The sequence below is a fragment of the Mangrovimonas xylaniphaga genome (genome assembly GCF_001280435.1).
In the GTDB taxonomy this organism is placed as follows: domain Bacteria; phylum Bacteroidota; class Bacteroidia; order Flavobacteriales; family Flavobacteriaceae; genus Mangrovimonas_A; species Mangrovimonas_A xylaniphaga.
On the sequence record NZ_LBIP01000013.1, the window covers coordinates 1,329,719 to 1,354,451 of the forward strand.

General features: G+C 39.1%; 24 protein-coding genes. 13 read left to right on the plus strand and 11 right to left on the minus strand.

Annotated elements, in window-relative coordinates:
• The first annotated feature begins 1 nt into the window (after window position 1).
• The 10 genes from ZA06_RS05875 to ZA06_RS05920 all read left to right on the plus strand — a co-directional run bounded on the left by ZA06_RS05875 (window position 2) and on the right by ZA06_RS05920 (window position 9,592).
• Window positions 2-760, plus strand: a complete 759-nt coding sequence (locus tag ZA06_RS05875; RefSeq protein ID WP_053976443.1) for an EI24 domain-containing protein — start codon at window positions 2-4, stop codon at window positions 758-760.
• Window positions 761-1,300, plus strand: a complete 540-nt coding sequence (locus tag ZA06_RS05880) for a GNAT family N-acetyltransferase (protein ID WP_053976444.1) — start codon at window positions 761-763, stop codon at window positions 1,298-1,300.
• Window positions 1,290-2,192: an oxygen-dependent coproporphyrinogen oxidase gene (gene hemF, locus ZA06_RS05885; RefSeq protein ID WP_053976445.1), complete on the plus strand. Its 903-nt coding sequence runs from the start codon at window positions 1,290-1,292 to the stop codon at window positions 2,190-2,192. Before ZA06_RS05880 ends, hemF begins: the two co-directional genes overlap by 11 nt.
• Window positions 2,183-3,226 (plus strand): DUF4421 family protein, encoded by a 1,044-nt coding sequence (locus ZA06_RS05890; protein ID WP_053976446.1) that lies wholly within the window; start codon window positions 2,183-2,185, stop codon window positions 3,224-3,226. Before hemF ends, ZA06_RS05890 begins: the two co-directional genes overlap by 10 nt.
• 13 nt (window positions 3,227-3,239) lie before the next feature.
• Window positions 3,240-4,232 carry a porphobilinogen synthase gene (gene hemB, locus ZA06_RS05895; protein ID WP_053976447.1) on the plus strand — a complete coding sequence of 331 codons (993 nt, stop codon included), beginning with the start codon at window positions 3,240-3,242 and terminating at the stop codon, window positions 4,230-4,232.
• Between the two features lie 215 nt (window positions 4,233-4,447).
• On the plus strand, window positions 4,448-5,521 hold the full coding sequence (locus ZA06_RS05900) for a CNNM domain-containing protein (RefSeq protein WP_053976448.1): 1,074 nt from the start codon (window positions 4,448-4,450) through the stop codon (window positions 5,519-5,521).
• 5 nt (window positions 5,522-5,526) lie between these two features.
• The gene (locus tag ZA06_RS05905; RefSeq protein WP_053976449.1) at window positions 5,527-6,000 is read left to right on the plus strand and encodes a methylated-DNA--[protein]-cysteine S-methyltransferase; all 474 of its coding nucleotides are present in this window, start codon (window positions 5,527-5,529) and stop codon (window positions 5,998-6,000) included.
• 36 nt (window positions 6,001-6,036) lie between these two features.
• Entirely contained in the window at window positions 6,037-7,194 is a 1,158-nt protein-coding gene (locus ZA06_RS05910; RefSeq protein WP_053976450.1) for a serine hydrolase domain-containing protein, read from the plus strand.
• On the plus strand, window positions 7,184-7,897 hold the full coding sequence (locus ZA06_RS05915; protein ID WP_053976451.1) for a 3'-5' exonuclease: 714 nt from the start codon (window positions 7,184-7,186) through the stop codon (window positions 7,895-7,897). Before ZA06_RS05910 ends, ZA06_RS05915 begins: the two co-directional genes overlap by 11 nt.
• 3 nt (window positions 7,898-7,900) lie before the next feature.
• Window positions 7,901-9,592, plus strand: a complete 1,692-nt coding sequence (locus ZA06_RS05920; protein WP_053976452.1) for an ABC transporter ATP-binding protein — start codon at window positions 7,901-7,903, stop codon at window positions 9,590-9,592.
• A 377-nt stretch (window positions 9,593-9,969) separates the two neighbouring features.
• Here the strand turns inward: ZA06_RS05920 and ZA06_RS05925 are convergent, their stop codons facing one another.
• The 9 genes from ZA06_RS05925 to trhO all read right to left on the minus strand — a co-directional run bounded on the left by ZA06_RS05925 (window position 9,970) and on the right by trhO (window position 19,188).
• Window positions 9,970-10,623, minus strand: coding sequence for a 3-oxoacid CoA-transferase subunit B (locus tag ZA06_RS05925; RefSeq protein WP_053976453.1), 654 nt, complete (start codon window positions 10,621-10,623; stop codon window positions 9,970-9,972).
• 2 nt (window positions 10,624-10,625) lie between these two features.
• Entirely contained in the window at window positions 10,626-11,327 is a 702-nt protein-coding gene (locus ZA06_RS05930) for a CoA transferase subunit A (RefSeq protein WP_053976454.1), read from the minus strand.
• A 150-nt stretch (window positions 11,328-11,477) separates the two neighbouring features.
• Window positions 11,478-13,811 carry a penicillin-binding protein 1A gene (locus tag ZA06_RS05935; RefSeq protein ID WP_053976455.1) on the minus strand — a complete coding sequence of 778 codons (2,334 nt, stop codon included), beginning with the start codon at window positions 13,809-13,811 and terminating at the stop codon, window positions 11,478-11,480.
• 5 nt (window positions 13,812-13,816) lie between these two features.
• Complete coding sequence (locus ZA06_RS05940) at window positions 13,817-14,284, minus strand: gliding motility lipoprotein GldH (RefSeq protein ID WP_240472209.1); 468 nt, start codon at window positions 14,282-14,284, stop codon at window positions 13,817-13,819.
• A 19-nt stretch (window positions 14,285-14,303) separates the two neighbouring features.
• Window positions 14,304-15,479, minus strand: coding sequence for a PSP1 domain-containing protein (locus ZA06_RS05945; protein WP_053976457.1), 1,176 nt, complete (start codon window positions 15,477-15,479; stop codon window positions 14,304-14,306).
• Between the two features lie 122 nt (window positions 15,480-15,601).
• Window positions 15,602-16,603, minus strand: a complete 1,002-nt coding sequence (locus ZA06_RS05950) for a radical SAM protein (RefSeq protein ID WP_082331939.1) — start codon at window positions 16,601-16,603, stop codon at window positions 15,602-15,604.
• A 29-nt stretch (window positions 16,604-16,632) separates the two neighbouring features.
• A complete protein-coding gene (locus ZA06_RS05955) occupies window positions 16,633-16,863 on the minus strand; it encodes a ferredoxin (protein WP_053976459.1) in 231 nt (76 codons plus the stop codon).
• The gene (locus tag ZA06_RS05960) at window positions 16,863-18,107 is read right to left on the minus strand and encodes a peptidase U32 family protein (RefSeq protein ID WP_053976460.1); all 1,245 of its coding nucleotides are present in this window, start codon (window positions 18,105-18,107) and stop codon (window positions 16,863-16,865) included. The genes ZA06_RS05955 and ZA06_RS05960 overlap by 1 nt, the downstream gene beginning before the upstream one ends.
• A gap of 7 nt (window positions 18,108-18,114) precedes the next feature.
• Window positions 18,115-19,188 carry an oxygen-dependent tRNA uridine(34) hydroxylase TrhO gene (gene trhO, locus ZA06_RS05965; protein ID WP_053976461.1) on the minus strand — a complete coding sequence of 358 codons (1,074 nt, stop codon included), beginning with the start codon at window positions 19,186-19,188 and terminating at the stop codon, window positions 18,115-18,117.
• Window positions 19,189-19,579: 391 nt separating this feature from the next.
• Between trhO and recA the strand changes: the two genes are divergently transcribed.
• On the plus strand, window positions 19,580-20,590 hold the full coding sequence (gene recA / locus ZA06_RS05970) for a recombinase RecA (RefSeq protein WP_053976462.1): 1,011 nt from the start codon (window positions 19,580-19,582) through the stop codon (window positions 20,588-20,590).
• A gap of 90 nt (window positions 20,591-20,680) precedes the next feature.
• On the opposite strand, the gene ZA06_RS05975 is transcribed toward recA, so the two are convergent.
• A complete protein-coding gene (locus ZA06_RS05975) occupies window positions 20,681-21,421 on the minus strand; it encodes a lysophospholipid acyltransferase family protein (RefSeq protein WP_053976463.1) in 741 nt (246 codons plus the stop codon).
• 112 nt (window positions 21,422-21,533) lie between these two features.
• On the opposite strand from ZA06_RS05975, the gene trpS reads away from it, so the two are divergent.
• A complete protein-coding gene (gene trpS / locus ZA06_RS05980) occupies window positions 21,534-22,502 on the plus strand; it encodes a tryptophan--tRNA ligase (protein ID WP_053976464.1) in 969 nt (322 codons plus the stop codon).
• 80 nt (window positions 22,503-22,582) lie between these two features.
• Here the strand turns inward: trpS and ZA06_RS05985 are convergent, their stop codons facing one another.
• Window positions 22,583-23,683 (minus strand): DNA-processing protein DprA, encoded by a 1,101-nt coding sequence (locus ZA06_RS05985; RefSeq protein ID WP_053976465.1) that lies wholly within the window; start codon window positions 23,681-23,683, stop codon window positions 22,583-22,585.
• A 105-nt stretch (window positions 23,684-23,788) separates the two neighbouring features.
• On the opposite strand from ZA06_RS05985, the gene ZA06_RS05990 reads away from it, so the two are divergent.
• Complete coding sequence (locus ZA06_RS05990) at window positions 23,789-24,727, plus strand: HU domain-containing protein (RefSeq protein WP_053976466.1); 939 nt, start codon at window positions 23,789-23,791, stop codon at window positions 24,725-24,727.
• Window positions 24,728-24,733 lie beyond the last annotated feature (6 nt).

The window sequence follows — 24,733 nt, forward strand, 5'->3', positions numbered from 1 at the left end:
GATGCTAAAAAATATTTTCAAAGCCATACAAGCCTATTTTGGAGCCTTTGCTCTAATCTCAAAACTTGGGCTTTGGAAATATTTTGCAATCCCAATTGTCATCAGTCTTTTTACTGCCATTAGCGTTGGTTTGACCGCCTATGGTTTATCGGATAATATTTTCGACTACATCCTGAGCATTTTCCCTAGTTGGAATTCAACTTCATGGTTAAGAAATCTATCTGAAATCTTCATTGGCTTGGCGATTGTTGCCATCGGCCTATTGCTCTACAAACATATTGTCATGGCCCTTTCGGCCCCCTTTATGAGCCCAGTTTCCGAACGGATTGAAGCCCATTTAGCCAATAGCCCCTTACCAAAAAACAACAAAAGTTCTTTCAGTTCGCAATTGTGGCGAGGTATTAAAATCAACTTGCGTAACCTTTTTAAAGAACTTACACTTACCATCCCAGTGCTCTTAATAGGTTTTATTCCTGTTATTGGCATTGCATCCTCTGTGTTACTCTTTTTAATTCAAGCCTATTATGCCGGTTTTGGAAATATGGACTACACTTTGGAGCGTCATTTCAATTACAGAGAAAGCATTCAATTTGTAAAGAAGAACAAAGGCACCGCAATTGGAAACGGAATTGTGTTTTTACTTTGCCTTTTAATTCCTATTTTAGGCTTAATGATCGTGTTACCACTTTCAGTAACAGCAGCTTCCAAAGAAACCGTTAGACTTTTAGAGCTGAATAATTCAAAAGAAAACGTACAATAAATGGTTTTGGTAAAAGACACATTTGAATTGGCTACTTTGAAACCCGAAGACGCTTCTAGCTTAAGCAAGCTGATGATTACCAATGGGAGGCGCTTTCAGTTGTATCTACCCAAAACCTTAGCGCAGAATATTTCGGAAGACGCTTCCAAAGACTATATCTCCCAACAAAGGCAAGCCATAGAAAATCAAACAGAATACACCTTTGCCATTAAAGACTTGGAAACCTCTAACGTTGCAGGTTTAATCATTCTTAAAAACCTCAACTGGAACCAAAAGGAAGGGGAATTTGCCTATTGCCTTGGGAGCCATTATACGGGCAACGGATGGATGGCCAAAGCCCTAAAAGCCTGTATGGAATTTGCCTTTGATACACTTGGCCTTCAAACCTTAAACATCTTGGTTCACAATAGCAACACACCTAGTGTTAATGTCGCCAAAAGATGTGGGTTTTCATGGGCAAAAACATTAGAAAACGATTATATATCCACCGCAAAAGGACCGCTGGATATGGAACTTTACCAAATACATAATGAAAAATAAATTTTACACATACATACAAAACCTTCAAGACAGCATCACCTCAACTTTGGAAACCATTGATGGCAAGGCCAAGTTTCGTCAAGATCTTTGGAAACGCCCTGAAGGCGGTGGTGGAAGAACCAGAGTCATTGAAAACGGTAATGTGTTTGAAAAAGGCGGCGTGAATATTTCAGCGGTTCACGGCAAACTTCCGGAGAGCATGCAAAACTATTTTGGTGTAAAGGATGCCAACTTTTTTGCCTGTGGCCTTAGTTTGGTATTACATCCAAAAAGTCCAATGGTGCCAACCGTGCATGCCAATTGGCGCTACTTTGAAATGTACAATGAACAAGGTGAAATAGTAGATCAATGGTTTGGAGGCGGACAGGATTTAACGCCGTATTACTTATTTGAAGAAGATGCAATCCATTTTCATAACACTTGTAAGACAGCCTGTGACAAACACCATCCAGACTTCTACCAAGAATATAAAACGAAATGCGATAAGTATTTCTGGAACAGCCACCGCAATGAAGCCAGAGGCGTTGGCGGTTTGTTCTTTGACTACTGTAAAGCCACAGAAGAAATGAGCATGGAAAATTGGTATAATTTTGTCACCGAAGTGGGCAATAGTTTTTTGGAAGCCTATGTACCAATTGTTGAAAAACGTAAGGATCTTCCTTATACGGAAGCCAATAGAACATGGCAAGAAATACGTCGCGGGCGTTACGTAGAATTTAATTTAGTCCATGATAAGGGTACTTTGTTTGGATTACGAACCAACGGTCGTATAGAAAGTATTTTGATGAGTTTACCTCCTCATGTACAATGGGTATATGATCACCATCCAGAAGAGGGCAGCCCGGAAGCAGCATTGCTCTCCGTTTTAAAACAACCAAAAGCATGGGTTTAAAATTAGGCACACTCAACCTATTAATAGGTCTTACAGGAGCCTCTGTTTGGGCCCAAATTACTCCTGAAGAAATTGTTCAGGACACCACGGTCACAAACATTATTTACAAAGAGGCTTCTGAATACAAGGCCTCCTACCCCAATAGGATTACGGCACGTGCGTTTTATGTAAACACCTCCAACGACTTAAAAATCAAAGATCGCAACTCGGATGATTTCTTCAATCTCGAACCCAATAAACAAAACAGGATTGGAGCTTCAATTTCATTTCGAGGTATTTCAGGCTCTTACTCTTTTGCGCCCGATTTTATGGGAACCAATAAGGACAATGAAGACTCCAAACTGTTCACTTTAGGCTTTAGAACCTTCTTTGGAAACCATTTCATGCAAACCTTCGAACTGTTTAAAGAGAAAGGGTTCTACCTGAAGTTTAATAATAGTGACGATATATCCGTCTATTTACCACATTCCAAAAACTTTAAAATTGGAGGGGCCACATCCTATATATGGAATGAGAATTTTTCGTTTAGAGCCATCACTTCACAGGACGAAAAACAATTGAAAAGTACCGGGAGTTTCATTCCTAGAATTATCTACTATTATTCAAAATTCAATTTGGAAGGCAACAGCACTGAAACAGGGGACTATATCGATTTCAGCTACTATTCCTTTGATATTGCTTTTGCCCCTTCCTATTATTACAATTATGTTCCCACAAACAACCTTCTTCTGTCTGGTGGTATTTCGGCTGGAATTGGGTTAAACCACTCAAAATCGGAAGGAGAAGATGCCCTCAACTCTTTATTGACCGAATTGAATTTTAGAGCCGCCGCCACCTACGACATCGACAACCTATACCTAGGAGCCCATTACAGCTACCTAATTTTGAACCATTCTGCCGATAGCTCATCCCGTGCGGCAGACAACATTCCCTATTTTCAAATATTTGTAGGTTATCGCTTTAAAGCGCCCAAATCTTTAGTAGGATTTGCAGATGATATGCAGAATAAGATGAATAAAAAATTGAAAATTTAATACACAAATCATAATGTACCCATTAAGACGAAATAGAAGACTACGCACCAATGAAGCCATACGCTCTTTGGTTCGCGAAACCATAATCACCCCCAACGATTTTCTAGTGCCATTGTTTGTCGTGGAAGGCAAAAATGTGAAGGAAGAAATCCCTTCCATGCCCAACTATTTTAGATACAGCTTGGACCTTTTGGAAAAAGAAGTGAAAGAATTGTGGAAACTTGGATTGAAATCGGTGTTATTGTTTGTAAAAGTGCCTGACAATCTAAAAGACAATAAAGGTACGGAAGCCATCAACCCAAACGGTTTGATGCAACGCGCCGTAAAAACTGTAAAAAATGCCTGTCCGGACATGTTGGTGATGACCGATGTAGCTTTAGATCCTTATTCTTCATACGGGCATGATGGCATTATAGAAAATGGTTTGATTCTGAATGATGACACAGTAGAGATTCTAACAGAAATGAGCCTTTCGCATGCCGAAGCCGGTGCCAACTTTGTGGCACCAAGTGATATGATGGACGGTCGGATCCTTTCCATCAGGGAAGCTTTGGAAGACGAAGGCTATTTCAATACAGGTATTATGAGCTATTCTGCTAAATATGCTTCCGCTTTCTACGGACCTTTTAGAGATGCCTTAGACTCCGCTCCAGTGGACATGATAGATATTCCAAAGGACAAAAAATCTTACCAAATGGATTACGCCAACCGCTTTGAAGCCATTCGAGAAACCGAAATGGACATCGATGAAGGTGCCGACATCGTGATGGTAAAACCAGGCTTGTGCTATTTGGACATTGTTCGCGAAATCAAAAATGAAGTGGATGTGCCTGTGGCTGTATACCAAGTTTCTGGAGAATACGCCATGGTAAAGGCCGCTGCCGAAAAAGGCTGGTTGGACCACGACGCCGTGATGATGGAACAGGTTACTGCCATCAAGCGTGCTGGCGCCGACATTATCGCTTCCTATTTTGCAAAGGATGTGGTAAAGATTTTAAATCGATAAACTACTTCAATTTATAAAGGCCCTGGTCAACTTTAGAAATGACCAGGGCTTTTCTTTTGAAAGTATTAAAATCACACAAATTCATATTTTATGTGCTTAACTCGTTGGATTTCGTAAATTAGTGAACTACCTCGCGGGTCACCACGAGGTAGTAATTCAAAAATTCGAGTTCCAAACAAATGAATTCGAGAATCGAGTAAAACGAAAGCCATTTTATGAGCGCATTAATTTTTTGGGCTACCATATCCATTTTCTTCTCTTTTTTATGTTCCATTCTGGAAGCTGTCTTGTTGAGTGTTACGCCAACCTTTATCAACATTAAAAAACAGGAAGGGAAGCACTACGCTGAAACCTTGGAAAACTTAAAAAAGGACGTCGACAAACCTCTCATTTCCATTTTGACACTCAACACCATTGCTCATACTTTGGGAGCTATGATGGTAGGGATTCAAGCTGAAAAATTACCCTTTAAAATTGAAGTTTTTGGAATAAATACGGTAGGCGTAGTGTCTGCTATCATGACATTTTTAATTTTAGTGGTTTCTGAGATTATCCCTAAAACCATTGGTGCCACCTATTGGAAACAACTGGCCAATTTTACAGCCAAAGCCCTAACAATCCTCATCTTTCCTTTAAAATGGACTGGCCTTTTATGGCTACTGCAACTCACCACCAAACTTATTGGAGGCAAAGGACATCATGGCAGCGTTTTAAGTCGTGAAGATTTTCATGCCATGACCAATTTAGCAGAGGAAGAAGGTGTCTTTTTGGAATCAGAAAGTAAAGTAATTAAAAACCTTTTGACCTTTAAGGACGTTCAGGCCAAAGATATCATGACGCCAAGAACCGTCATGAAAATTGAAAATGAAAGTGAAACCGTCGCAGAATTCTTTGAAAGAAACTCAAACATCAGATTTTCTAGAATCCCTGTCTATTCCAATGAAGCAGATAATATTACAGGCTTGGTGCTAAAAGACGAAGCTTTTAGAGAAATGGCCTTTGGCCATGGAGACAAAATTCTTTCGGATATCAAGCGTGACATCATCATCATCAATAGGAACATGCCTATCCCTAAACTCTTTGAACTCTTAGTTGAAAGCAAAAACCATATGGCTTTGGTAGTTGACGAATACGGCTCTATAAGTGGTTTGGTAACTATGGAAGATGTGATTGAAACCCTTTTGGGCCTTGAAATCATGGACGAAAGCGACAACATTGCCGATTTACAATTATTAGCCAGAAAAAGTTGGGAAGATAGAGCCAAACGCCTTGGACTTATTGAAGATTAAAGTTTATGGAAACCTGCATCATCAATACCCCTTTGGGCTTTGCAAAAATTTCTGGCGACCAAGATGGCATTACTTCGGTTACAGTTTTAGACAGTGACGAAACGCTTACGGATATTATTCCCGAAGCTTTGGAAGATTGCGTATATCAACTACAAGAATATTTTGATGGCAAACGTCAACAATTTAATCTTTCACTAAACCCAGAAGGCACCGAATTCCAAAAAACAGTCTGGAATACATTGGCAACAATTCCCTTTGGAAAAACAACTTCCTATTTAGAACTCTCCAAACAATTGGGAGACATCAAGGCTATAAGAGCCGTGGCCAATGCCAATGGCAAAAACCCCATTTGGATCATTATTCCCTGTCATAGGGTTATTGGAAGTGATGGCAGCCTCACTGGTTATGCAGGAGGATTACACCGGAAACAATGGCTTTTGGAACACGAAAGCCCATATAAACAACAGCGCCTTTTTTAAAAAATTCTCCTATATTTAGTTATTAAATTAGCTCTCATGAAATTCCTCAAAAATCTCATTAAATGGACAGCGGTCCTATGCGGTATCCTTATAATTGCATTGTATGCCACAGATACCGATTATTTAATTAAAGCGTTTCGCACCATTTATTTAAATGGGCATACTACCGCCTACTTGAACGATTATAAAGAATTCGATAACAAGGTCATTGATCAAGGCCTACCTCAACCTTGGCCAAATCACAAAGATTACAACACAGCAAAGGCCACAGAGCTTTTAAGCACCATCCATAAAGAAAATGGTAGCGTAGCCTATGTGATTATAAAAAATGATAGCATTTGGTTTGAAGATTACTTTGATGGATTTAACAGCAAGTCCCAAAGTAATTCCTTCTCAATGGCCAAAAGTTATGTGTCGGCTATGTTGGGAAAGGCTATCATGGATGGTTATATTAAGAGTTTGGATCAACCTGTCTGCGATTTTGTTCCAGAATTTTGTGATGGTTTAGCAGCAAAAATGACTGTTGGAGACCTATCAAGTATGGCATCCGGCACCAATTGGGACGAAGCTTACTATTCCCCTTTCTCCATTACCACTCGCGCCTATTTTGATGATAATTTGGAAAAAGTAATTACAGGCTTAAAAGTTGTAGACGAACCTGGAAAAGCTTATAAATATGCTAGTGGCGATACCCAATTGTTGGCAATGGTAATTGAAAGAGCCACCAATAAGAAACTGTACGACTATCTCACCGAAAGTTTTTGGCAACCTTTGGGTTGCGAAAACCAAGCCCTATGGCAAGTAGACAGCGAAGACCATAATTTAGTTAAGGCCTATTGCTGTATCGCCTCCAATGCAAAGGATTTTGCCCGAATGGGAAAACTCTATAAAGACCATGGTAAATGGAATGGCCAACAAGTGTTGGACTCCGCTTTTATTGCAAAGTCTATCACTCCAAGATTTGCTGCAAGCCCTGAATACGGCTATGGCTGGTGGCTAAAAGATGTTGGGGACAAGCACTTTTTTATGATGCGAGGTCACCTTGGGCAATACGTGATTGTAGAACCCAACGACAATATCATTATTGTGCGCTTAGGACACTCAAAAGGGGATGGATCGGCTGTAGCCACTTTTACTGATGATATTTCAATTTACATAGAAGAAGCCTATAACATGTTAGGATATGATCTCTAAACTGCCACTGGAAAACATATTATTTTTAGACATTGAAACCGTTCCGGAAACAGAACATTTTTCAGATTTGGACACCACCAAACAATATTTATGGGATGCCAAATCGCAATACCAAAGACGGGACGAATATACCGCTGAAGAATTCTATGAACGTGCAGGTATTTGGGCCGAATTCGGGAAAATTGTCTGTATTTCCGTTGGCTACTTTAGTTTTCAGGGCGATATGAGACAGTTTCGGGTCACCTCATTTTTTGGTGATGAAATTAAAATTCTTCAGGACTTTAAAAACCTATTGACCACTCATTTTGGACAACCCAAACATGTATTGTGCGCTCATAACGGGAAGGAATTCGATTTTCCATACATTGCACGACGAATGATCATCCACAACATCGAATTGCCATACAAACTCAATCTTTTTGGCAAAAAGCCTTGGGAAGTACCCCATTTAGACACTTTGGAACTATGGAAATTTGGAGATTACAAACACTTCACCTCTCTTAAGCTCCTTACCAATGTTCTCGGTATTCCATCGCCAAAAGACGATATTGATGGTAGCGAAGTAAGAAGAGTGTATTACGAAGAAAATGATATTGACAGAATTGTCATCTATTGCGAAAAAGATACAGTGGCCGTAGCCCAAATATTTTTAAGACTGCGAGGCGACGAACTGTTACAAGACAATGAAATTATTAGTGTTTAGCACATGGCCACACCACCCCTTTTATCTGTAAAAGAGCTTAGCATTTCCTTTATATCCAATAAATCCGAAAAGGAAATCATACATCATATCAGCTATGATTTGTTTGAGAATGAAATTTTAGGAATCGTAGGAGAATCGGGATCTGGAAAGTCCGTTTCCTCATTGGCCCTTATGGGATTATTGCCTCCGAAGATTTCAAAAATAACTAATGGACACATTTTATTCGAAGATAAAGATCTTACAACCCTCCCTGCAAAACAGTTTCAAGACATCAGGGGAAATGAGATTGCGATGATTTTCCAGGAACCCATGAGTTCATTGAATCCATCCATGAAATGCGGCAAACAGGTTCAGGAAATTTTATTACAGCACATATCACTTTCCAAAACGGAAGCCAAAACTGAAACCTTATCTCTTTTTGAGAAAGTGAAATTACCGCTCCCAGAACGCATTTATGATGCCTATCCTCATGAAATCTCAGGTGGACAAAAGCAACGTGTAATGATTGCCATGGCCATTGCCTGCAAACCCAAAATATTAATTGCGGACGAGCCTACAACCGCCTTGGATGTAACCGTTCAAAAGGAAATCATTCTCTTGTTGAAACAACTTCAGCAGGAAGAGAAAATGAGCATTATTTTCATTTCCCACGACTTGTCCTTAGTTTCCGAAATTGCAGATAGACTTTTGGTGATGTACCAAGGAAATATTGTAGAACAAGGTATTGCCCACAAAGTATTCACAGCACCTAAAGACACCTACACTAAAGCCCTGTTACAATCCAAGCCATCTTTGGATGTTCGCCTTAAAAGGTTGCCAACTATTAAGGATGTCATCAATGATTCGGTAGATAGCACCATCATTTCTGCAGAAGACCGAAAAGCATTTCATAAAGAGCTTTACTCCAAAACGCCCTTATTGGAAGTGAAGAATCTCAACAAAACCTATGTTTCAAAATCGGGATGGTTTTCAAAACCTGAAGCCTTTAAAGCTGTTAACAATGTTAGCTTTCAACTTTACGAAGGTGAAACCCTAGGTCTAGTTGGAGAATCCGGCTGCGGAAAATCGACTTTGAGCAATGCCATTTTATTATTGGACAAAGCCTCTTCGGGTGAAATTTTCTACAGAGGAACGGACATCAACAAACTATCTAAGACACAGGTTAGAGCCCTTAGAAAAGACATACAGATTATTTTTCAGGATCCATTTGCTTCACTCAATCCCAGAATGCCTATTGGAAAGGCCATCATGGAACCCATGACAGTACATAACATTGGTAATTCCGACAAGGAAAGAAAGCAATTGGTTTTAGAGATTTTGGAAAAAGTAGGCCTTACAGAAGAATCCTTTTATAAATACCCGCATGAATTTTCTGGCGGTCAGCGTCAACGTGTGGGGATTGCCAGAGCCATTGCTTTACAACCCAAATTGATTGTTTGTGACGAATCGGTTTCTGCCTTGGATATTTCTGTGCAAGCACAAGTACTGAATTTACTTAACGAACTTAAGTCCAATTATAACTTTACCTATATTTTCATTTCTCATGATCTTGCTGTGGTAAAATATATGTCGGATCAATTATTGGTGATGAACAAAGGACAAATTGAAGAATTGGATGATGCCGATATAATTTACAACAATCCAAAAAAGGAATACACCAAAAAATTAATTCATGCCATCCCGAAGGGGTTATAGCATGAATAATTTTTTAATTAGGGCAAAAATATTCTTAAGTAGGCTTAAAGTATTTTGAATTACAGTAAGTATCCTGTTTTCAAAATAAGTAGGTCTTGGTAGATTTGGGGCAACATTTTCCATAAGCATAAATTCATGATAAATTTGGGGCAAATCATAAATTAAGTTTATGATAGACTTGGTAAATTACCTTGTCTCGATTTGGTTTAGCTAATATGAAACATTTTTTTGAAAAATCAGTTTAAATACATTAAAAATCGATAAAACGCATTATTTTTTAACATTTAGATCTAAAACAAAATACTTTTCCTACAAATTTAATGTATCTATCAAAAAAAGCTACTTTAAAAAGTAGCTTCTCTAAACATCTATAAATGCTATAATTGCATTTCTGGAATCTCTCCTTCCACAATTAAATGCCCTTCGGTTGCATTTTGAATTTCTTCAACTGAAACTCCCGGTGCACGTTCCAAAAGTTTAAAACCTTTATCGGTAACTTCTATCACCGCTAGATTAGTCACGATCTTCTTAACACAACCTACACCCGTAAGCGGCAAAGTACACTCCTTAAGCAATTTGGATTCACCTGCTTTATTGGTATGCATCATTGCAACAATAATATTTTCGGCACTGGCTACCAAGTCCATAGCACCTCCCATACCTTTCACCATTTTACCTGGAATTTTCCAATTGGCAATATCACCATTTTCAGAGACTTCCATGGCTCCCAAAATGGTCAGATCTACGTGTTGCCCACGAATCATGGAAAAACTCATAGAGGACTCAAAAAAACTAGCTCCCGGCAAGGTTGTGATTGTTTGCTTACCCGCATTGATAATATCGGCATCTTCTTCCCCTTCATAAGGAAAAGGCCCCATACCCAACACACCGTTTTCACTTTGGAATTCTACTTGGATATCATGTCGTACATAATTAGCCACCAACGTTGGAATTCCTATTCCAAGATTCACGTAATAGCCATCTTTTACTTCTTTGGCAATTCGTTTTGCTATTCCTGTTTTATCTAACATAATTAATCTCTTTGTCTAACGGTTCGTTGTTCAATTCTCTTTTCATATACTTCCCCTTGGAAAATTCGCTGTACAAAAATCCCTGGAATATGTATTTCATTAGGATCTAAAGTGCCAACCGGCACCAATTCTTCCACCTCAGCCACTGTAATATTTGCAGCACCACACATGGCAGGATTAAAATTACGCGCTGTTCCCTTAAATATTAAGTTACCAGCCTCGTCACCCTTCCATGCCTTAACAAACGAGAAATCTGCTTTAAAGGCATTTTCCAACACATGCATCTTACCATTGAATTCACGGGTTTCCTTTCCTTCGGCGACTTCAGTACCATATCCTGCAGGTGTAAAAAAAGCAGGAATCCCAGCTTGGGCAGCTCTGCAACGCTCGGCAAGCGTTCCTTGAGGAATTAACTCCACTTCCAATTCTCCACTCAACATCTGACGCTCGAACTCGTCATTTTCACCCACATAAGAGGACACCATTTTTTTGATTTGTTTTTTTTGAAGAAGAAGCCCAAGGCCAAAATCGTCAACCCCGGCATTATTAGAAATACACGTCAGCCCTTTAACTCCAAGATCCACCAACTTTGCAATAGCATTCTCAGGGATACCACAAAGCCCAAAGCCTCCAAGCATAAAGGTCATATCATCCGAAACACCCTCAAGTGCTTCCGACACATTTGCTACTTTTTTATTAATCATTTGCTAAGAATTTTATAGGGGTAAAATACAAAAAACCGCAGCGATTCTAAAAAGAATAACTTCGGTTTTTTTTGATAAGAGTAATATTTTTTAGCTAATATTTTGCAATCAACAATAATTCAAGCGTTTTAATGTCAATATTCCAAAATATTAAAATCCGAGACCAAGGTCCTCATCTTCTTCCAAAAGCATCTCAGCTTCTTCACCTTCTTCACTAGCATTACAATCTACACGGATGGACAACTCTTCAGGTCTTACAAAATCTTCTTTTGAAATTCCAAGGTCCTCATCGGCATAACAGCTCTTCATATACAGCCCCCAAATAGGTAAGGCCATAGCCGCTCCCTGACCATAAGTAATGGTTTTAAAGTGCGCCGCTCTATCTTCGGCACCAACCCAAACACCAGTTACCAAGTTAGGCACCATCCCCATAAACCATCCATCACTTTGGTTTTGGGTTGTCCCAGTTTTTCCTGCAATAGGATTGGTAAACTCGTAAGGGTAGCCCGTAATAATTTCGCGATAAGCTGCACTGTATTTATCGGCTCCTGTAGTTCTCAAACGGGTTCCAGAACCACCATGTGTTACCCCTTCCAATAAATTTACAGTTACATAAGCTACCTCTTCACTCAACACATCACGAGACTCTGGCGTAAACTGATACAATACTGTGCCATTCTTATCCTCAATACGCGTTACCATAACAGGCTTATTATAAACACCTTTATTAGCAAACGTTGAGTACGCTGCAACCATTTCATATACACTTAAATCTGGCGTCCCCAAGGCAATGGCTGGAACTGGCAAAATATCTTCCTCTACTCCCAAATTTTTAGCCATATCGATTACTGGTTGCGGTCCAATTTTGTCCATCAATCTAGCTGTAATGGTATTTATGGAATTTGCCAAAGCATTCTTTAATGTCATAAAACCACTGTATTTACCATCAGAGTTTTTGGCCGTCCAAGGTTCTGGATTCCCAAACTTATTGGCCTCAATGGTAATTGGTGTATTTGGTAAAGTATCGCAAGGAGACAAATGTAATTGGTCTATAGCCGAAGCATATACAAATGGCTTAAAGGTAGACCCTACTTGGCGTTTCCCTTGTTTTACGTGATCGTATTGAAAATGCCTGTAATTGATACCACCAACCCAAGCTTTAACGTGACCTGTTTGTGGATCCATGGACATCATCCCTGTATGTAAGAATGACTTATAGTATCTCATGGAATCAATAGGTTTCAAAATAGTATCGATTTCACCACTCCATGAGAAAATTTTCATATCTGTAGGGACATCGAAAGAAGCTATAATTTCATCATTCGATTTTTTAAGATCATACTTCATGTGCCTCCAACGCTCACTTTGTCTCATGGAACGTTTCATTAGGGCGTCTATCTCACTATTATTCAAATCCAAGAAAGGTGCCGTAGGGTTACGATCTGGTGTATTTTGATGATCAAATTCCGCCTGTAGCCTTGCCATGTGTTTTTGCACAGCATCCTCCGCATATTGTTGCATTCGAGAATCTATCGTAGTATATATTTTCAACCCATCATTATAAAGGTGGTATTTTTCGCCATCTGCCTTAGGATTTTCAGCAATCCATTCTTTCATGAATTGCTTCAAATACTCTCTAAAATAAGTAGCAATTCCCTCTCTGTGCGATTCTGGTGAATAGTTTAAGTCCAAACCTGTTTTCTGAAGGGAATCCGAAACTTGTTCATCAAGATATCCATATTTCACCATTTGTCCCAAAACAGTGTTACGTCTATTGGTTACCCCTTCCTCATTCCTTCTTGGGTTGTATAGGGAAGAATTTTTAAACATCCCCACCAACATAGCCGATTCCTTAGTTTCCAAATCGATAGGCTCCTTACCGAAGTAAATACGGGAAGCACTGCGGATACCATCGGCATTGTTACCAAAGTCATAGATATTAAAATACATAGCCATGATTTCTTCTTTGGTATACTGACGCTCCAAACGAATAGCAATAATCCACTCCCTTATCTTCTGTGATAGTTTCTCAACGATATTGGCATTTTCCCTTTTATGAAACAACTGCTTGGCCAACTGCTGGGAAATGGTACTTGCTCCTCCCTTAGTTCCAAGAAAAACAGCGGCTCTTAACGTACCTATTGCATCGATTCCTGAATGCTCTTTATATCTGGCATCTTCCGTAGCGATTAAGGCATCTACCAAATTCTGAGGCAACTCACTGTAATCTACAGGTGTTCTATTATCATTGTAGTAGAATTTACCCAACGTTTTCCCATCCGAAGAAATGATTTCTGTGGCCAAATTGGTTTTAGGATTTTCCAACACGGTGTGGTCCGGCATTTCACCAAACACCCCAAAAGATGCCAATAAAAATAACAGCACTACAAAAAGCAAACCGCCCGTGAAAGTAATCCAAAACCAACGGATATACTTAGAAAAATCAGGTGCTGCGTTTTTCTTATTTGTTGCCTTTTTAGCCATAATAATTATTTAGTGTTTGCGTTTTCTATTCTAAAACCAATATCGGTAATACCTTCCAGCTCTTCTACTCCTTCTACATGACCATTTTCTCTCATGGCCTGTTGGATGTTGATGGTATATTCCCCTGACTCATCAAAGACAAAAGGACTCTCGTAACCTTTGTACCACAACTTATTTTCCTTAACATCCGAAAATCCAGTTCCCAAAAACTCTCCGTTAGGCTTCGCCATGGCATACTCCAAAGTGTCTTTGGTTATCTTACCATTTGGATATTCCATTCCTACAATCAAAAACAAATTACTGTACTTGTAGGCACTAGTATTTCGAAGGTTTACAAACAGGTTGTAGTTGTTCAACGAATCTGGAGGCGTTACCTTAAAAGAAATGACAGCATCTTTATGCCACTTGTTGGGTACAGTTTGGTATTCATCATAAACTTGATTGGAATCGCATGACATATATAGTATGCCCATTAAAAGAACTAACCAATAACTATTTTTTGGCATTATTTTGAGACTTATTGTTGTTTCTTCTAGGTTTCCTCTTATTATTTTTACGTTTTCTTTTGCCTTTTGGACTATCAAACCTTGTTAAACTATCTTGTCCTACAACATTTTCAAACTCGGTTTTAGTGTCTTCCACTAGTTCTGCCGCGTATTCTTCGAGGCTGGCAACCTTTTGTTTTTTCTTGTTTTTTTCGATAATTTCATTAGCCTGTTCAACGGTTAGTTTATGCCAATGCATCCATTCGCCTTCATAAGCATACCACATCACACCTTTAAAAATATCCGTTTTTTGACACAAGGCAACACCCTTTTCGGTATACAACTTGATTTCAGTTTTTGGAAAATCCTTTAAAGCATCCAAATAGGCATCCAATTCATAATTAAGACAACACTTCAGTTTTCCACATTGTCCCGCAAGCTTAAGCGGATTCAATGACAACTGTTGGTATCTTGCCGCGGAAGTACTTACAGACCTAAAATCTGTCAACCAAGTGGAACAGCACAATTCGCGTCCACAAGACCCGATACCTCCAAGTCTGGCAGCTTCCTGACGGAACCCAACCTGCTTCATTTCGATACGGGTTCTAAACTCTTTGGCAAACAACTTAATAAGTTCCCTAAAGTCTACACGCTCTTCGGCCGTATAATAGAAGGTCGCCTTACTGGCATCTCCCTGATATTCGATATCGGAGATTTTCATTTTCAGTTTCAAATCAATGGCAAACTGCCTTGCCTTGACCTTCATAGGCTCTTCCTTATCCCTAGCCTTAGACCACACATCGATATCTCGCTGATTGGCCTTTCGGTAAACTTTCAGAACCTCATCTTGGTTATTGACATCTATTTTTTTACGCTTCATTTGAATTCTAACCAATTCTCCTGTAAGCGTTACCATACCAATATCGTGCCCAGACTGAGCTTGTGTAGCGATAATATCGCCTATATTCAATGATAATTTTTCTGTATTTCTGTAGTACTGTTTTCTTCCGTTCTTAAAACGTACTTCCACCCCATCAAAAGGTTCCTGTCCCTGAGGAAGGGACATGTTGGACAACCAATCAAAAACCGTTAGCTTGTTACAGCTATCAGTTCCACAAGTTCCATTGTTCTTGCATCCTTTTGGTTGACCATCCTTACCAGTTGAGCAACTGTTACAACCCATAAATTTTATATATAATTTGCTAATCTAGACTAGCAAATGGAGATTAATAATTTGTTTTCTAAAATGTAAAGATAAGATTATTCTAATGACATAAAAACATCACTGTTTTTATTGGGAATTAATTAAATCTCGATCTCATAATTCAGTCTGTTGGAGAGGGATTTTAACGTTTTTTTCGACTTAAAAACATTGGACAACAACGTTGAGCTCCATCCTATTTCACGGGAAAAGTCATTAAAACTCACTTCACGCCAATTAAACCCCTCTTTCCAAAATTGCTTCGGAGAAATATAGCAAAATGTATAGTCGAAAATAAAACTAGATTGGTTCTCACCTGCCAATACAGATAATTCATCAGGAGCCAAAAGTGTAATCTCGTTAGACTTGCAGGTTTCTTTAATTCCCTTAATAATCTTGGGATAATCCCCAACCAAAGTTGAGATGTCAAAATCATTATACTCGGTATTCCCTATTTTTTGAATTGGTCTTATTTGAAGAATATCAAAACTCTTGGGATCGAAGTGTTCAAAAAACTCCTGCAACTCATAGAAATTATCCTTGTTGAAAGTATAATTGATACGCACCTTAAAATCATATTTAGATTTCAATTCGACAAAAGCCTTAAAGGCATCATGAAACTTTTCATAATTGGCCTTTTTCATAAAGCCTTCATAGGTTTCCCTGGTCACGCCATGCAAAGAAATTGTGAACTCATTTAAGCCCGCCTTCAACAACTCTTCTATCTTTTCCTCTGTCAACAAATTAGCATTGGTCGTCAAGGAAATGTAGGGCACTTTATAGTCCTTGCCCAGCGCTACAAGATCCGCTAAATTTTTATACAAAGTAGGCTCTGTTCCACATCCAATCTGCAATTTCAATGCTCTTCCAAAAATTGCCTTTGCCACAGCTTTCAACTCCTCTGGCTTAAATTGTCCTTTAAGCGTCTTTACATAATCAGCATCCGTAAAATAACACATCTTACAGCGTAAATTACATGCCATAACAGGATCCAGATTCACTGCCAAATACCGCTTATTCAATTTATGCAGTAAGTAAAGCCCAAAAAACTTTACCCTATGACATTTGACCTTTCTATTTAACTGCAATAGCTTGTAAAAATCCATCCACTGCAAGATAGTTAAGACATTAATACTTAAACGCTTTTTACCGAAATTATTTTAACGGGACAAGCTTTTGCTGCCTGATCGCAAGGATCCAAAATAGCCTCGTCTGGAGATTTTAAGGTAAAAAAACCTTTTTTCTCCTGACTTCTCAAAAGCACCGTTTTCCCATCCTTTTTGGACATTTGAAACTGCTCAGGAGCCAATTCTACACAATAATTACAACCAATACATTTATTTCTCTGAAGAGTTACAACAACCATTAAGCCTCAACTTTATTTTCTACAATCTTATAAAGTTTATCCGAAGGACGCACTCTAAAGGGTATTGGAAAGGTTACCGAATCTCCCTTTATACCTTTTTCCAACTGCTCATCGTTAACCAACATAGTGTCCACTGTCATTTCCTTGGCACCTGTAGTTGGTCCAGTAATTAAAATGGTGTCACCCAACGACAAATCGTAGGCTTCAATCTTAAATTCACCAATGCTACTTTTTGGATAATAGTGCACCCCTTTACCGATATACACTTTTTTCTGAGTCGCATGAGATCCTGAACCTTTGCTCCATTCTCCCAATTTCTGTCCTAAATAGTAGCCACTCCAAAAGCCTCGATTGTAAACTTTTTCCAATTCCTGCATCCAACCAATTACTTTCTCTTTGGAATAGGTTCCGTTTTCAATACTATCAATCGCCTCGCGGTAACATTTAATGACATTCGCGACATATTCCGGAGCCCGTCCACGACCTTCTATTTTCAACACGGTAATTCCGGCATCGATTACTTCTTCCAAAAAATCGATGGTACACAAGTCTTTTGGAGACATGATGTACTCATTGTCCAATTCCATTTCGAAACCAGTCTCTTGATCAACCACCGTATATTTCTTTCTGCAGTTTTGCTTGCAAGCGCCTCTGTTTGCAGAAGAATTATGCGAATGCAAACTCATATAACATTTTCCAGAAACAGCCATACACAATGCTCCGTGACCAAAGATTTCAATCTCCACCAATTTCCCTGAAGGCCCTTTGATTTGCTCTTTTTCAATTTGTTCTGAAATCTTCTTTACTTGACGCAAACTTAACTCCCTACTCATCACCATGGTGTCAGCAAACATGGCATAAAACTTCACCGTTTCAATATTGGTGATATTGATTTGCGTAGAAATATGCACTTCCATTCCCAATTCACGAGCTACCATAATCACCGCTTGGTCCATGGCAATCACAGCGGTAATATCAGCCTCTTTGGCACGCTTAACCAAAGTTTTTACGATGGATAAATCGTGATCGTAAATAATCGTATTTAAGGTCAAATAAGTTCTAACACCTTTTTCCTGGCATCTTCTGGAAATTTCTGGAAGGTCGTCCAAAGTAAAGTTGATGGACGCTCTGGCACGCATGTTAAGCTGCTCTACACCAAAATAAACAGAATCTGCACCATTATCTAGGGCCGCTTGCAGCGATTCAAAATTCCCTGCAGGGGCCATTAATTCGATCTTTTGCATAATACAACTAGGCTTTTTCTTGTTTAAAATGCTCGAAAATGTTTCTTAAATCCTTTTTGAAAGGCAAGTGATCGGCACGCCCTTTTTTGAAGATATCGTTACTATTTCCTTGTCCCTTTCGCAATGCTTTTTGCTCTTCGTATGGCAATCTGTTAATCTCCATACAGGTGGTAGAACAACAGTTTTCCATTTCTTCCTGACATTTCGGACATTGGATAAACAACAAGTGACACGCATCATTAGCGCAATTGGTATGCACATCAAAAGGCTCTCCACATTGGTGACATTGCGCAATGACGTCATCACTAATTCGTTCGGCTCGACGCTCGTCGAACACGAAATTCTGACCTAAAAACTTATTTTCTAAGTTTTGTTCTTTCACCTGACGGGTGTACTCGATAATTCCACCTTCAAGTTGATAAACATTTTTAAACCCCTTATGTTTAAAGTAAGCACTTGCCTTTTCACAGCGAATCCCACCAGTACAATACATTACAAGGTTTTTATCTTCTTTATGATCTTTTAAATCATCTTCAATAATATCCAACGATTCTCTAAAGGTATCCACATCTGGCGTCACCGCATTTTTAAAATGACCAATTTCACTTTCGTAATGATTACGCATATCTACCAACACGGTATTTTCGTCTTCAATGAAGCGGTTGAAATCTTCCGCTTTTAAGTGAATTCCTTTGTTTGTTACATCGAAGGTGTCGTCGTTCAATCCGTCGGCAACAATTTTATCACGCACTTTCACTTTAAGCTTTAAGAACGATTTGTTGTCCTGCTCCACAGCAACATTCAATCGGATGTCTTTCAAGAAATCAATGGTATCCAAATGTGTCTTGAACTCGTTGAAACGATCGGCTGGCAAAGACAATTGTCCGTTGACACCTTCGTGAGCCACATAAATTCGCCCTAAGACCTCTAAACGGTCCCAGACAATAAACAATTGATCTCTAAATTCTAGAGGATTTTGAATTTTCGCGTATTGGTAAAAAGAAAGCGTTAATCGATTCTTACCTGCCTGATCGATTAATTCCGCTCGCTCTTTAGCACTTAATTTATTGTACAGTTGCATGCTATACTAATGTTTTAAGGTTAAAGATTTTATTTTAATGCCGCAAAGGTACTATTTTTAAATCATTGCGCCATAACAAAGAAAAAAGCACTTTAGATTACCTAAAGTGCTTTTTACAGACTAACTCGATTTGATACTTTTTTATTTGTTGTTTAAACTCAAAAATATACGTCCGAGTTAGCCTCCATCGGCTTTACAGCTGCTATTAAAAGTAATGGCAACCGAAACGCCCAATGCGGTGTTAACAATTGTTTTCTTAAAGAATTTCATAGCAAGATTTCCCCTAATTATAAAGTAGTTGTGAATTGCTCAAAAAGGTTGCGTCATTAGATTGAAAAAATTCAAAAGTTATCGTATTTTAGCCTGAATTTAATTTTAGAAAAACTGAATAATGAGTACTGAAAAAGATGCGAAATTAAAGGCCTTGAAGCTTACCTTGGACAAATTGGACAAGGCTTACGGAAAAGGAACGGTGATGAAGATGAGCGACCAGGCAATCTCTGATGTTGAAGCCATTTCCTCTGGATCCCTTGGTTTGGACATTGCACTTGGTGTAGGCGGATATCCAAGAGGACGAATCATTGAAATATACGGTCCTGAATCTTCAGGTAAAACAACTCTTACTTTACATGCCATTGCAGAAGCGCAAAAATCTGGTGGGATTGCAGCCTTTATTGACGCTGAGCACGCCTTTGATAGATTTTATGCTGAAAAACTAGGAGTAGATTTAGAAAACCTTATCATATCTCAACCGGACAACGGGGAACAAGCATTGGAAATTGCCGACAACCTTATCCGTTCTGGAGCTATTGACATTATTGTAGTAGACTCCGTAGCGGCCTTGACACCAAAAAGTGAAATTGAAGGCGAAATGGGAGATTCCAAAATGGGTCTTCACGCACGATTGATGTCTCAAGCCCTTAGAAAATTAACAGGTTCTATCAGCAAGACCAACTGTACCATGATTTTCATCAACCAATTACGTGAAAAGATTGGAGTTATGTTTGGAAACCCAGAAACAACTACCGGTGGTAATGCTCTTAAATTCTATGCTTCGGTGCGATTAGACATAAGACGTTCTACTCAAATTAAAGAAAACGACGGAAATGTAGCTGGAAGCAAAACCAGAGTGAAAGTGGTTAAAAACAAAGTAGCACCTCCATTTAAAACTGCTGAGTTCGACATTATGTATGGGGAAGGAATTTCCAAAGTTGGAGAAGTTCTGGACATTGCCGTAGAGAATGAAATCATCAAGAAAAGTGGTTCTTGGTTTAGCTACGAAGACACCAAACTTGGCCAAGGCCGTGATGCCGTAAAAGCCTTGATAAAAGACAATCCAGAGCTCATGGATGAGCTGGAAGGAAAAGTAAGGAAAGTTGCAAAGGAAGCGACTTTATCCTAACCAAAAATTAAAATCCCGTTTAAAACGGGATTTTTTTTGTTTTTAACGCAACCTTTTCTCCCTTTGCGCATCTTACCTCTAAAAAAAGGACTACAATAAGTTATACAGATTCAGCTGCTTCAAAATAACTCCCTTCGCTTGTGCATTCAAGGTTTTTGTATCGGCAATGGTCAACCCCTCGGTTGGGATAAACTTATGCACTTTCGCTCTCATTTTCCCTGGACTGCCACTAAAAAAAGTATAGGAAAATCGCCTTTTGTTATCGGCAAAGGTTAAAGGAACCACAGGAATTCGATGGTTGATAGCCAATCGGAAGGCTCCGTCCTTAAATTCATCCAACACAATGGACTCATCAGGTACGCCTCCTTCAGGAAAAATACAAATACTCAACCCCTGCTTCAAACGTTTTTGAGCTCTTAAAAACACCGCTTTTCTGCTCTTTTCAGAACTGCGGTCTACCAAAATACAAGTACGCTTATAGAAAAATCCAAACAACGGGATTTTTGCCAATTCCTGTTTCCCCACAAACACAAACGGATTCTTAACACTTAGCAGCATCAACATAATATCCGTCATCGACGTATGGTTGGCCACAAACATATAGCTCTCGTTCCTTTCGGGAACTGCTTCCCGTTCAATTTTAACCCTAAAGCCCATCCCAATTAAAATGAACCTAGCCCATATTCGCGCCAGCCTAAAGAAAAAAGGGTACCAGCTTTCTTTAAGAATGGAAACGATCAAAAACGGAAATAATACTACAATAGGAACCGCAACCAAAATGTAAAACCAAATGCGGTATAACAGCCAAAATAAATATTTGAATATCTTCATTGCGACCAAAACTAGTCAAATTTATTGAGCTATTGTAGTAAAAAAAGTACCTTTGTCCTTCCAAAAAAGAAAAGTCGAATTTTAAATAATTTCCATTTCAGGGAAACTCCACATGGCAAGAATACTAACAGGAATACAGAGTACAGGAACTCCTCATTTAGGGAACATTTTGGGCGCTATTTTACCGGCCATAGAAATGTCTAAAGACGAAGCAAACGATTCGTTTTTGTTTATCGCCAATCTTCACACCTTAACGCAGATTAAAGATGCCGAAGAGTTGCGATACAACACCTATTCTGTCGCTGCCACTTGGCTGGCCTTTGGCTTGGACATTGAAAAAACGGTTTTTTACAGACAAAGCGATATCCCGCAGACCACTGAATTGTCATGGTACCTAAGCTGCTTTTTCCCATACCAACGTCTTACTTTAGCGCATAGTTTTAAGGACAAGGCAGACCGTTTAGAGGATATCAACGCAGGTTTGTTTACGTATCCTATGTTAATGGCGGCTGACATTTTGCTATATGATGCAGAAATTATTCCCGTAGGAAAAGACCAATTGCAACATATTGAAATGACAAGAGATGTCGCTTCCCGTTTTCATGCAAAAATGGGAGATGTTTTTGTGTTACCGGAAGGAAAAATTCAGGAGAACACCATGCTTATCCCTGGAACCGACGGAGAGAAAATGAGTAAATCCCGAAACAACTTCATCAATATTTTTGAAACCGACAAAAAGCTGCGTAAGCAAATTATGGGCATCAAAACCGATAGCACCCCATTGGAACAGCCTAAAGACTGGTCAACCTGCAATTGTTTCGCCATTTATAGCTTATTGGCAGATGACGATCAAATAGCAACCATGAAAGCCAATTATGAAAATGGCAATTATGGCTACGGACATGCCAAACAAGCCCTGTTTGAACTCATCGTTGAAAGATTTGCAGAACCAAGAGAAAAGTATCAGTACTATATGAACAACTTGGAAGAACTTGATAAGGCATTGGCCCTTGGTGCCGAAAAAGCTAGATTGGTAGCCAATAATGTTTTAAAACGCGTAAGAAAAAAGGCTGGATATTAATTCCAATAAAACCTACAAACAAAAAGCCTCCATTTGAAAATGGAGGCTTTTTGTTTAGTTTCATTTCTAATGAACACAACTCAAACAACTTCAAATAATTTCCCCGGGAGCGGCCTTACCACCCCTTTCAATTCCATATTTAAAAGAATTCCCGCTATTTTAAAGATTGGAAGCTGGCAGGCTAAAGCAATGCTATCCAACAATTGTTTGTCATGATCCTTTAAATAGTTATACACCTTTTTTTCATCTTCATCCAATTCTACAAACAACTGTTTTTGAACAACAGCAGGCTTTTGCTCTATGGACCAGTTTAAAATATAGGGCACATCCATAGGCGTAGAAAGTAAATGCGCCTTTTGCTGTTTGATTATATTATTACACCCTACACTCTGTAGATCCGTTGGACGCCCAGGGACGGCAAACACTTCTCGATTATAGGAATTGGCAATATCGGCGGTTACCAAGCTCCCTCCTGTTTCGGCTGACTCAATTACAATCGTTGCCTCGCTTAGGCCAGCAATGATTCGGTTGCGTTTTAAAAAGTTGGTCCTGTCAAAAGCATCCGTACTCCAAAAATCGGTGAAGAACCCACCATTACTTTCAACACTTGTCATATAACGTTTATGGGTTTTGGGATATATTTGATTGAGCCCATGAGCCAAACAGCCAATAGTCTGTAAATTATAGTTCATGGCCGCCTTTTGTGCAGTGATGTCAGTACCATAGGCAAATCCCGAAACAATCACTGGATTGAAAACTGCCAACTCCTCCACCAAGCGTTCGCAAAAGGCGACACCTTGATTAGTAATTTTTCTCGCGCCTACAATGCTAATAATATGCCGATCCTTAAGATCGATATTCCCAACCTGAAACATAAGCACTGGCCCATCTATACAATGCTTCAATTTTTCGGGATAATCGTCATTCATAAAATACAAACAAGCAATACCATTGTCTTTGATGAATTGCATTTCCGCTTCGGCTTCCTTTACATATTTCGGATTCTTAAATTCGTTTATCGTAAGTTTTCCAACCCCATCAATCAGGAGCAATTTTTCGGGCTTCTCCTTGAGCACCATTTCGGCAGTTCCGCAGTGCTGAATCAATTTTTTCGCCGTGATATCCCCTATTTTTGGAATATGCTGCAAGGCCAAAGTATAGAGCAATTGGTTATCTGTCATGCTATAATTTCCTGATTGTAAACTTAAAGAACGGCAATTTTAGGCTGTTAATAAATACTTAAGGTCATTTTTTATTCGTCTTAAAAAATTTATAACTTTGTTTTTATGCATATAGAAACCTACATAAGCGATTTACTTTACAGGTATGACTGCGTGATCATCCCTGAATTTGGAGCCTTTTTAACAAACCGCGTTTCTGCCAAGATTGATGCAGGCACCAATGCGTTTTTCCCTCCTAAAAAAGTATTGTCTTTCAACGAGCAATTGCAAAGCAACGATGGTTTGCTTGCCAATTACATCTCGGAGGTTGAAAAAATCCCTTATGAGGTTGCGGCTCAAAAATTGAGCAAACATGTAAAATCCATCAAATCCTATTTGGTACAAGGTGAAACTTTAACCTTCCACAACATTGGGGATTTGGTGTTGAATTCTGAAGGTAAAATTGTATTCGACCCTTCATTCCACGTAAACTATTTAACAGATGCCTTTGGCTTGTCTCAATTCAATTCTACTAGCATTACCAGAGAAGTATACAAAGAAGAGGTTGAAGCCATTGAAAAGGTAGTCCCTATTACGGTGACTCCAGAAACGCGCAAGGCAAGACCTTATTTGCGTTATGCAGCTGTAGCCCTTATTGCCTTGACTGCTGGAAGTTTTGCTATATCCAACTACTACATGAAGGATGTAGAAACCCACAATCAATTAGCACAAGAGCAAGCTAACGAACAATTGGATCACAAAGTACAGGAAGCCACTTTTGTTATTGACAATCCACTACCATCTGTAACTTTAAATGTAGCCAAGCAATCTGGAAATTACCACATTGTTGCAGGAGCTTTTAGAGTTGAAGCTAACTCAGACAAAAAAGTTGAGCAATTGCAAGGCTTGGGTTACAACGCTCGTAAAATTGGTGTTAACAAGTACGGTCTTCATGAAGTAGTGTATGCTAGCTTCAACAATCGTTTGGAAGCCCTACAAATGTTGCAAAAAATTAAGAGCGAACACAGTCAAGATGCTTGGTTATTGGTAAAACAATTGGACTAATTCCTT

Bases quoted from the DNA above. Each gene is read 5' to 3' on its own strand.
- ZA06_RS05875 (WP_053976443.1), top strand. From the start codon at position 2: ATGCTAAAAAATATTTTCAAAGCCATACAAGCCTATTTTGGAGCCTTT.
- ZA06_RS05880 (WP_053976444.1), top strand. From the start codon at position 761: ATGGTTTTGGTAAAAGACACATTTGAATTGGCTACTTTGAAACCCGAA.
- hemF (WP_053976445.1), top strand. From the start codon at position 1,290: ATGAAAAATAAATTTTACACATACATACAAAACCTTCAAGACAGCATC.
- ZA06_RS05890 (WP_053976446.1), top strand. From the start codon at position 2,183: ATGGGTTTAAAATTAGGCACACTCAACCTATTAATAGGTCTTACAGGA.
- hemB (WP_053976447.1), top strand. From the start codon at position 3,240: ATGTACCCATTAAGACGAAATAGAAGACTACGCACCAATGAAGCCATA.
- ZA06_RS05900 (WP_053976448.1), top strand. From the start codon at position 4,448: ATGAGCGCATTAATTTTTTGGGCTACCATATCCATTTTCTTCTCTTTT.
- ZA06_RS05905 (WP_053976449.1), top strand. From the start codon at position 5,527: ATGGAAACCTGCATCATCAATACCCCTTTGGGCTTTGCAAAAATTTCT.
- ZA06_RS05910 (WP_053976450.1), top strand. From the start codon at position 6,037: ATGAAATTCCTCAAAAATCTCATTAAATGGACAGCGGTCCTATGCGGT.
- ZA06_RS05915 (WP_053976451.1), top strand. From the start codon at position 7,184: ATGATCTCTAAACTGCCACTGGAAAACATATTATTTTTAGACATTGAA.
- ZA06_RS05920 (WP_053976452.1), top strand. From the start codon at position 7,901: ATGGCCACACCACCCCTTTTATCTGTAAAAGAGCTTAGCATTTCCTTT.
- ZA06_RS05925 (WP_053976453.1), bottom strand. From the start codon at position 10,623: ATGTTAGATAAAACAGGAATAGCAAAACGAATTGCCAAAGAAGTAAAA.
- ZA06_RS05930 (WP_053976454.1), bottom strand. From the start codon at position 11,327: ATGATTAATAAAAAAGTAGCAAATGTGTCGGAAGCACTTGAGGGTGTT.
- ZA06_RS05935 (WP_053976455.1), bottom strand. From the start codon at position 13,811: ATGGCTAAAAAGGCAACAAATAAGAAAAACGCAGCACCTGATTTTTCT.
- ZA06_RS05940 (WP_240472209.1), bottom strand. From the start codon at position 14,284: ATGGGCATACTATATATGTCATGCGATTCCAATCAAGTTTATGATGAA.
- ZA06_RS05945 (WP_053976457.1), bottom strand. From the start codon at position 15,479: ATGGGTTGTAACAGTTGCTCAACTGGTAAGGATGGTCAACCAAAAGGA.
- ZA06_RS05950 (WP_082331939.1), bottom strand. From the start codon at position 16,603: ATGGATTTTTACAAGCTATTGCAGTTAAATAGAAAGGTCAAATGTCAT.
- ZA06_RS05955 (WP_053976459.1), bottom strand. From the start codon at position 16,863: ATGGTTGTTGTAACTCTTCAGAGAAATAAATGTATTGGTTGTAATTAT.
- ZA06_RS05960 (WP_053976460.1), bottom strand. From the start codon at position 18,107: ATGCAAAAGATCGAATTAATGGCCCCTGCAGGGAATTTTGAATCGCTG.
- trhO (WP_053976461.1), bottom strand. From the start codon at position 19,188: ATGCAACTGTACAATAAATTAAGTGCTAAAGAGCGAGCGGAATTAATC.
- recA (WP_053976462.1), top strand. From the start codon at position 19,580: ATGAGTACTGAAAAAGATGCGAAATTAAAGGCCTTGAAGCTTACCTTG.
- ZA06_RS05975 (WP_053976463.1), bottom strand. From the start codon at position 21,421: ATGAAGATATTCAAATATTTATTTTGGCTGTTATACCGCATTTGGTTT.
- trpS (WP_053976464.1), top strand. From the start codon at position 21,534: ATGGCAAGAATACTAACAGGAATACAGAGTACAGGAACTCCTCATTTA.
- ZA06_RS05985 (WP_053976465.1), bottom strand. From the start codon at position 23,683: ATGACAGATAACCAATTGCTCTATACTTTGGCCTTGCAGCATATTCCA.
- ZA06_RS05990 (WP_053976466.1), top strand. From the start codon at position 23,789: ATGCATATAGAAACCTACATAAGCGATTTACTTTACAGGTATGACTGC.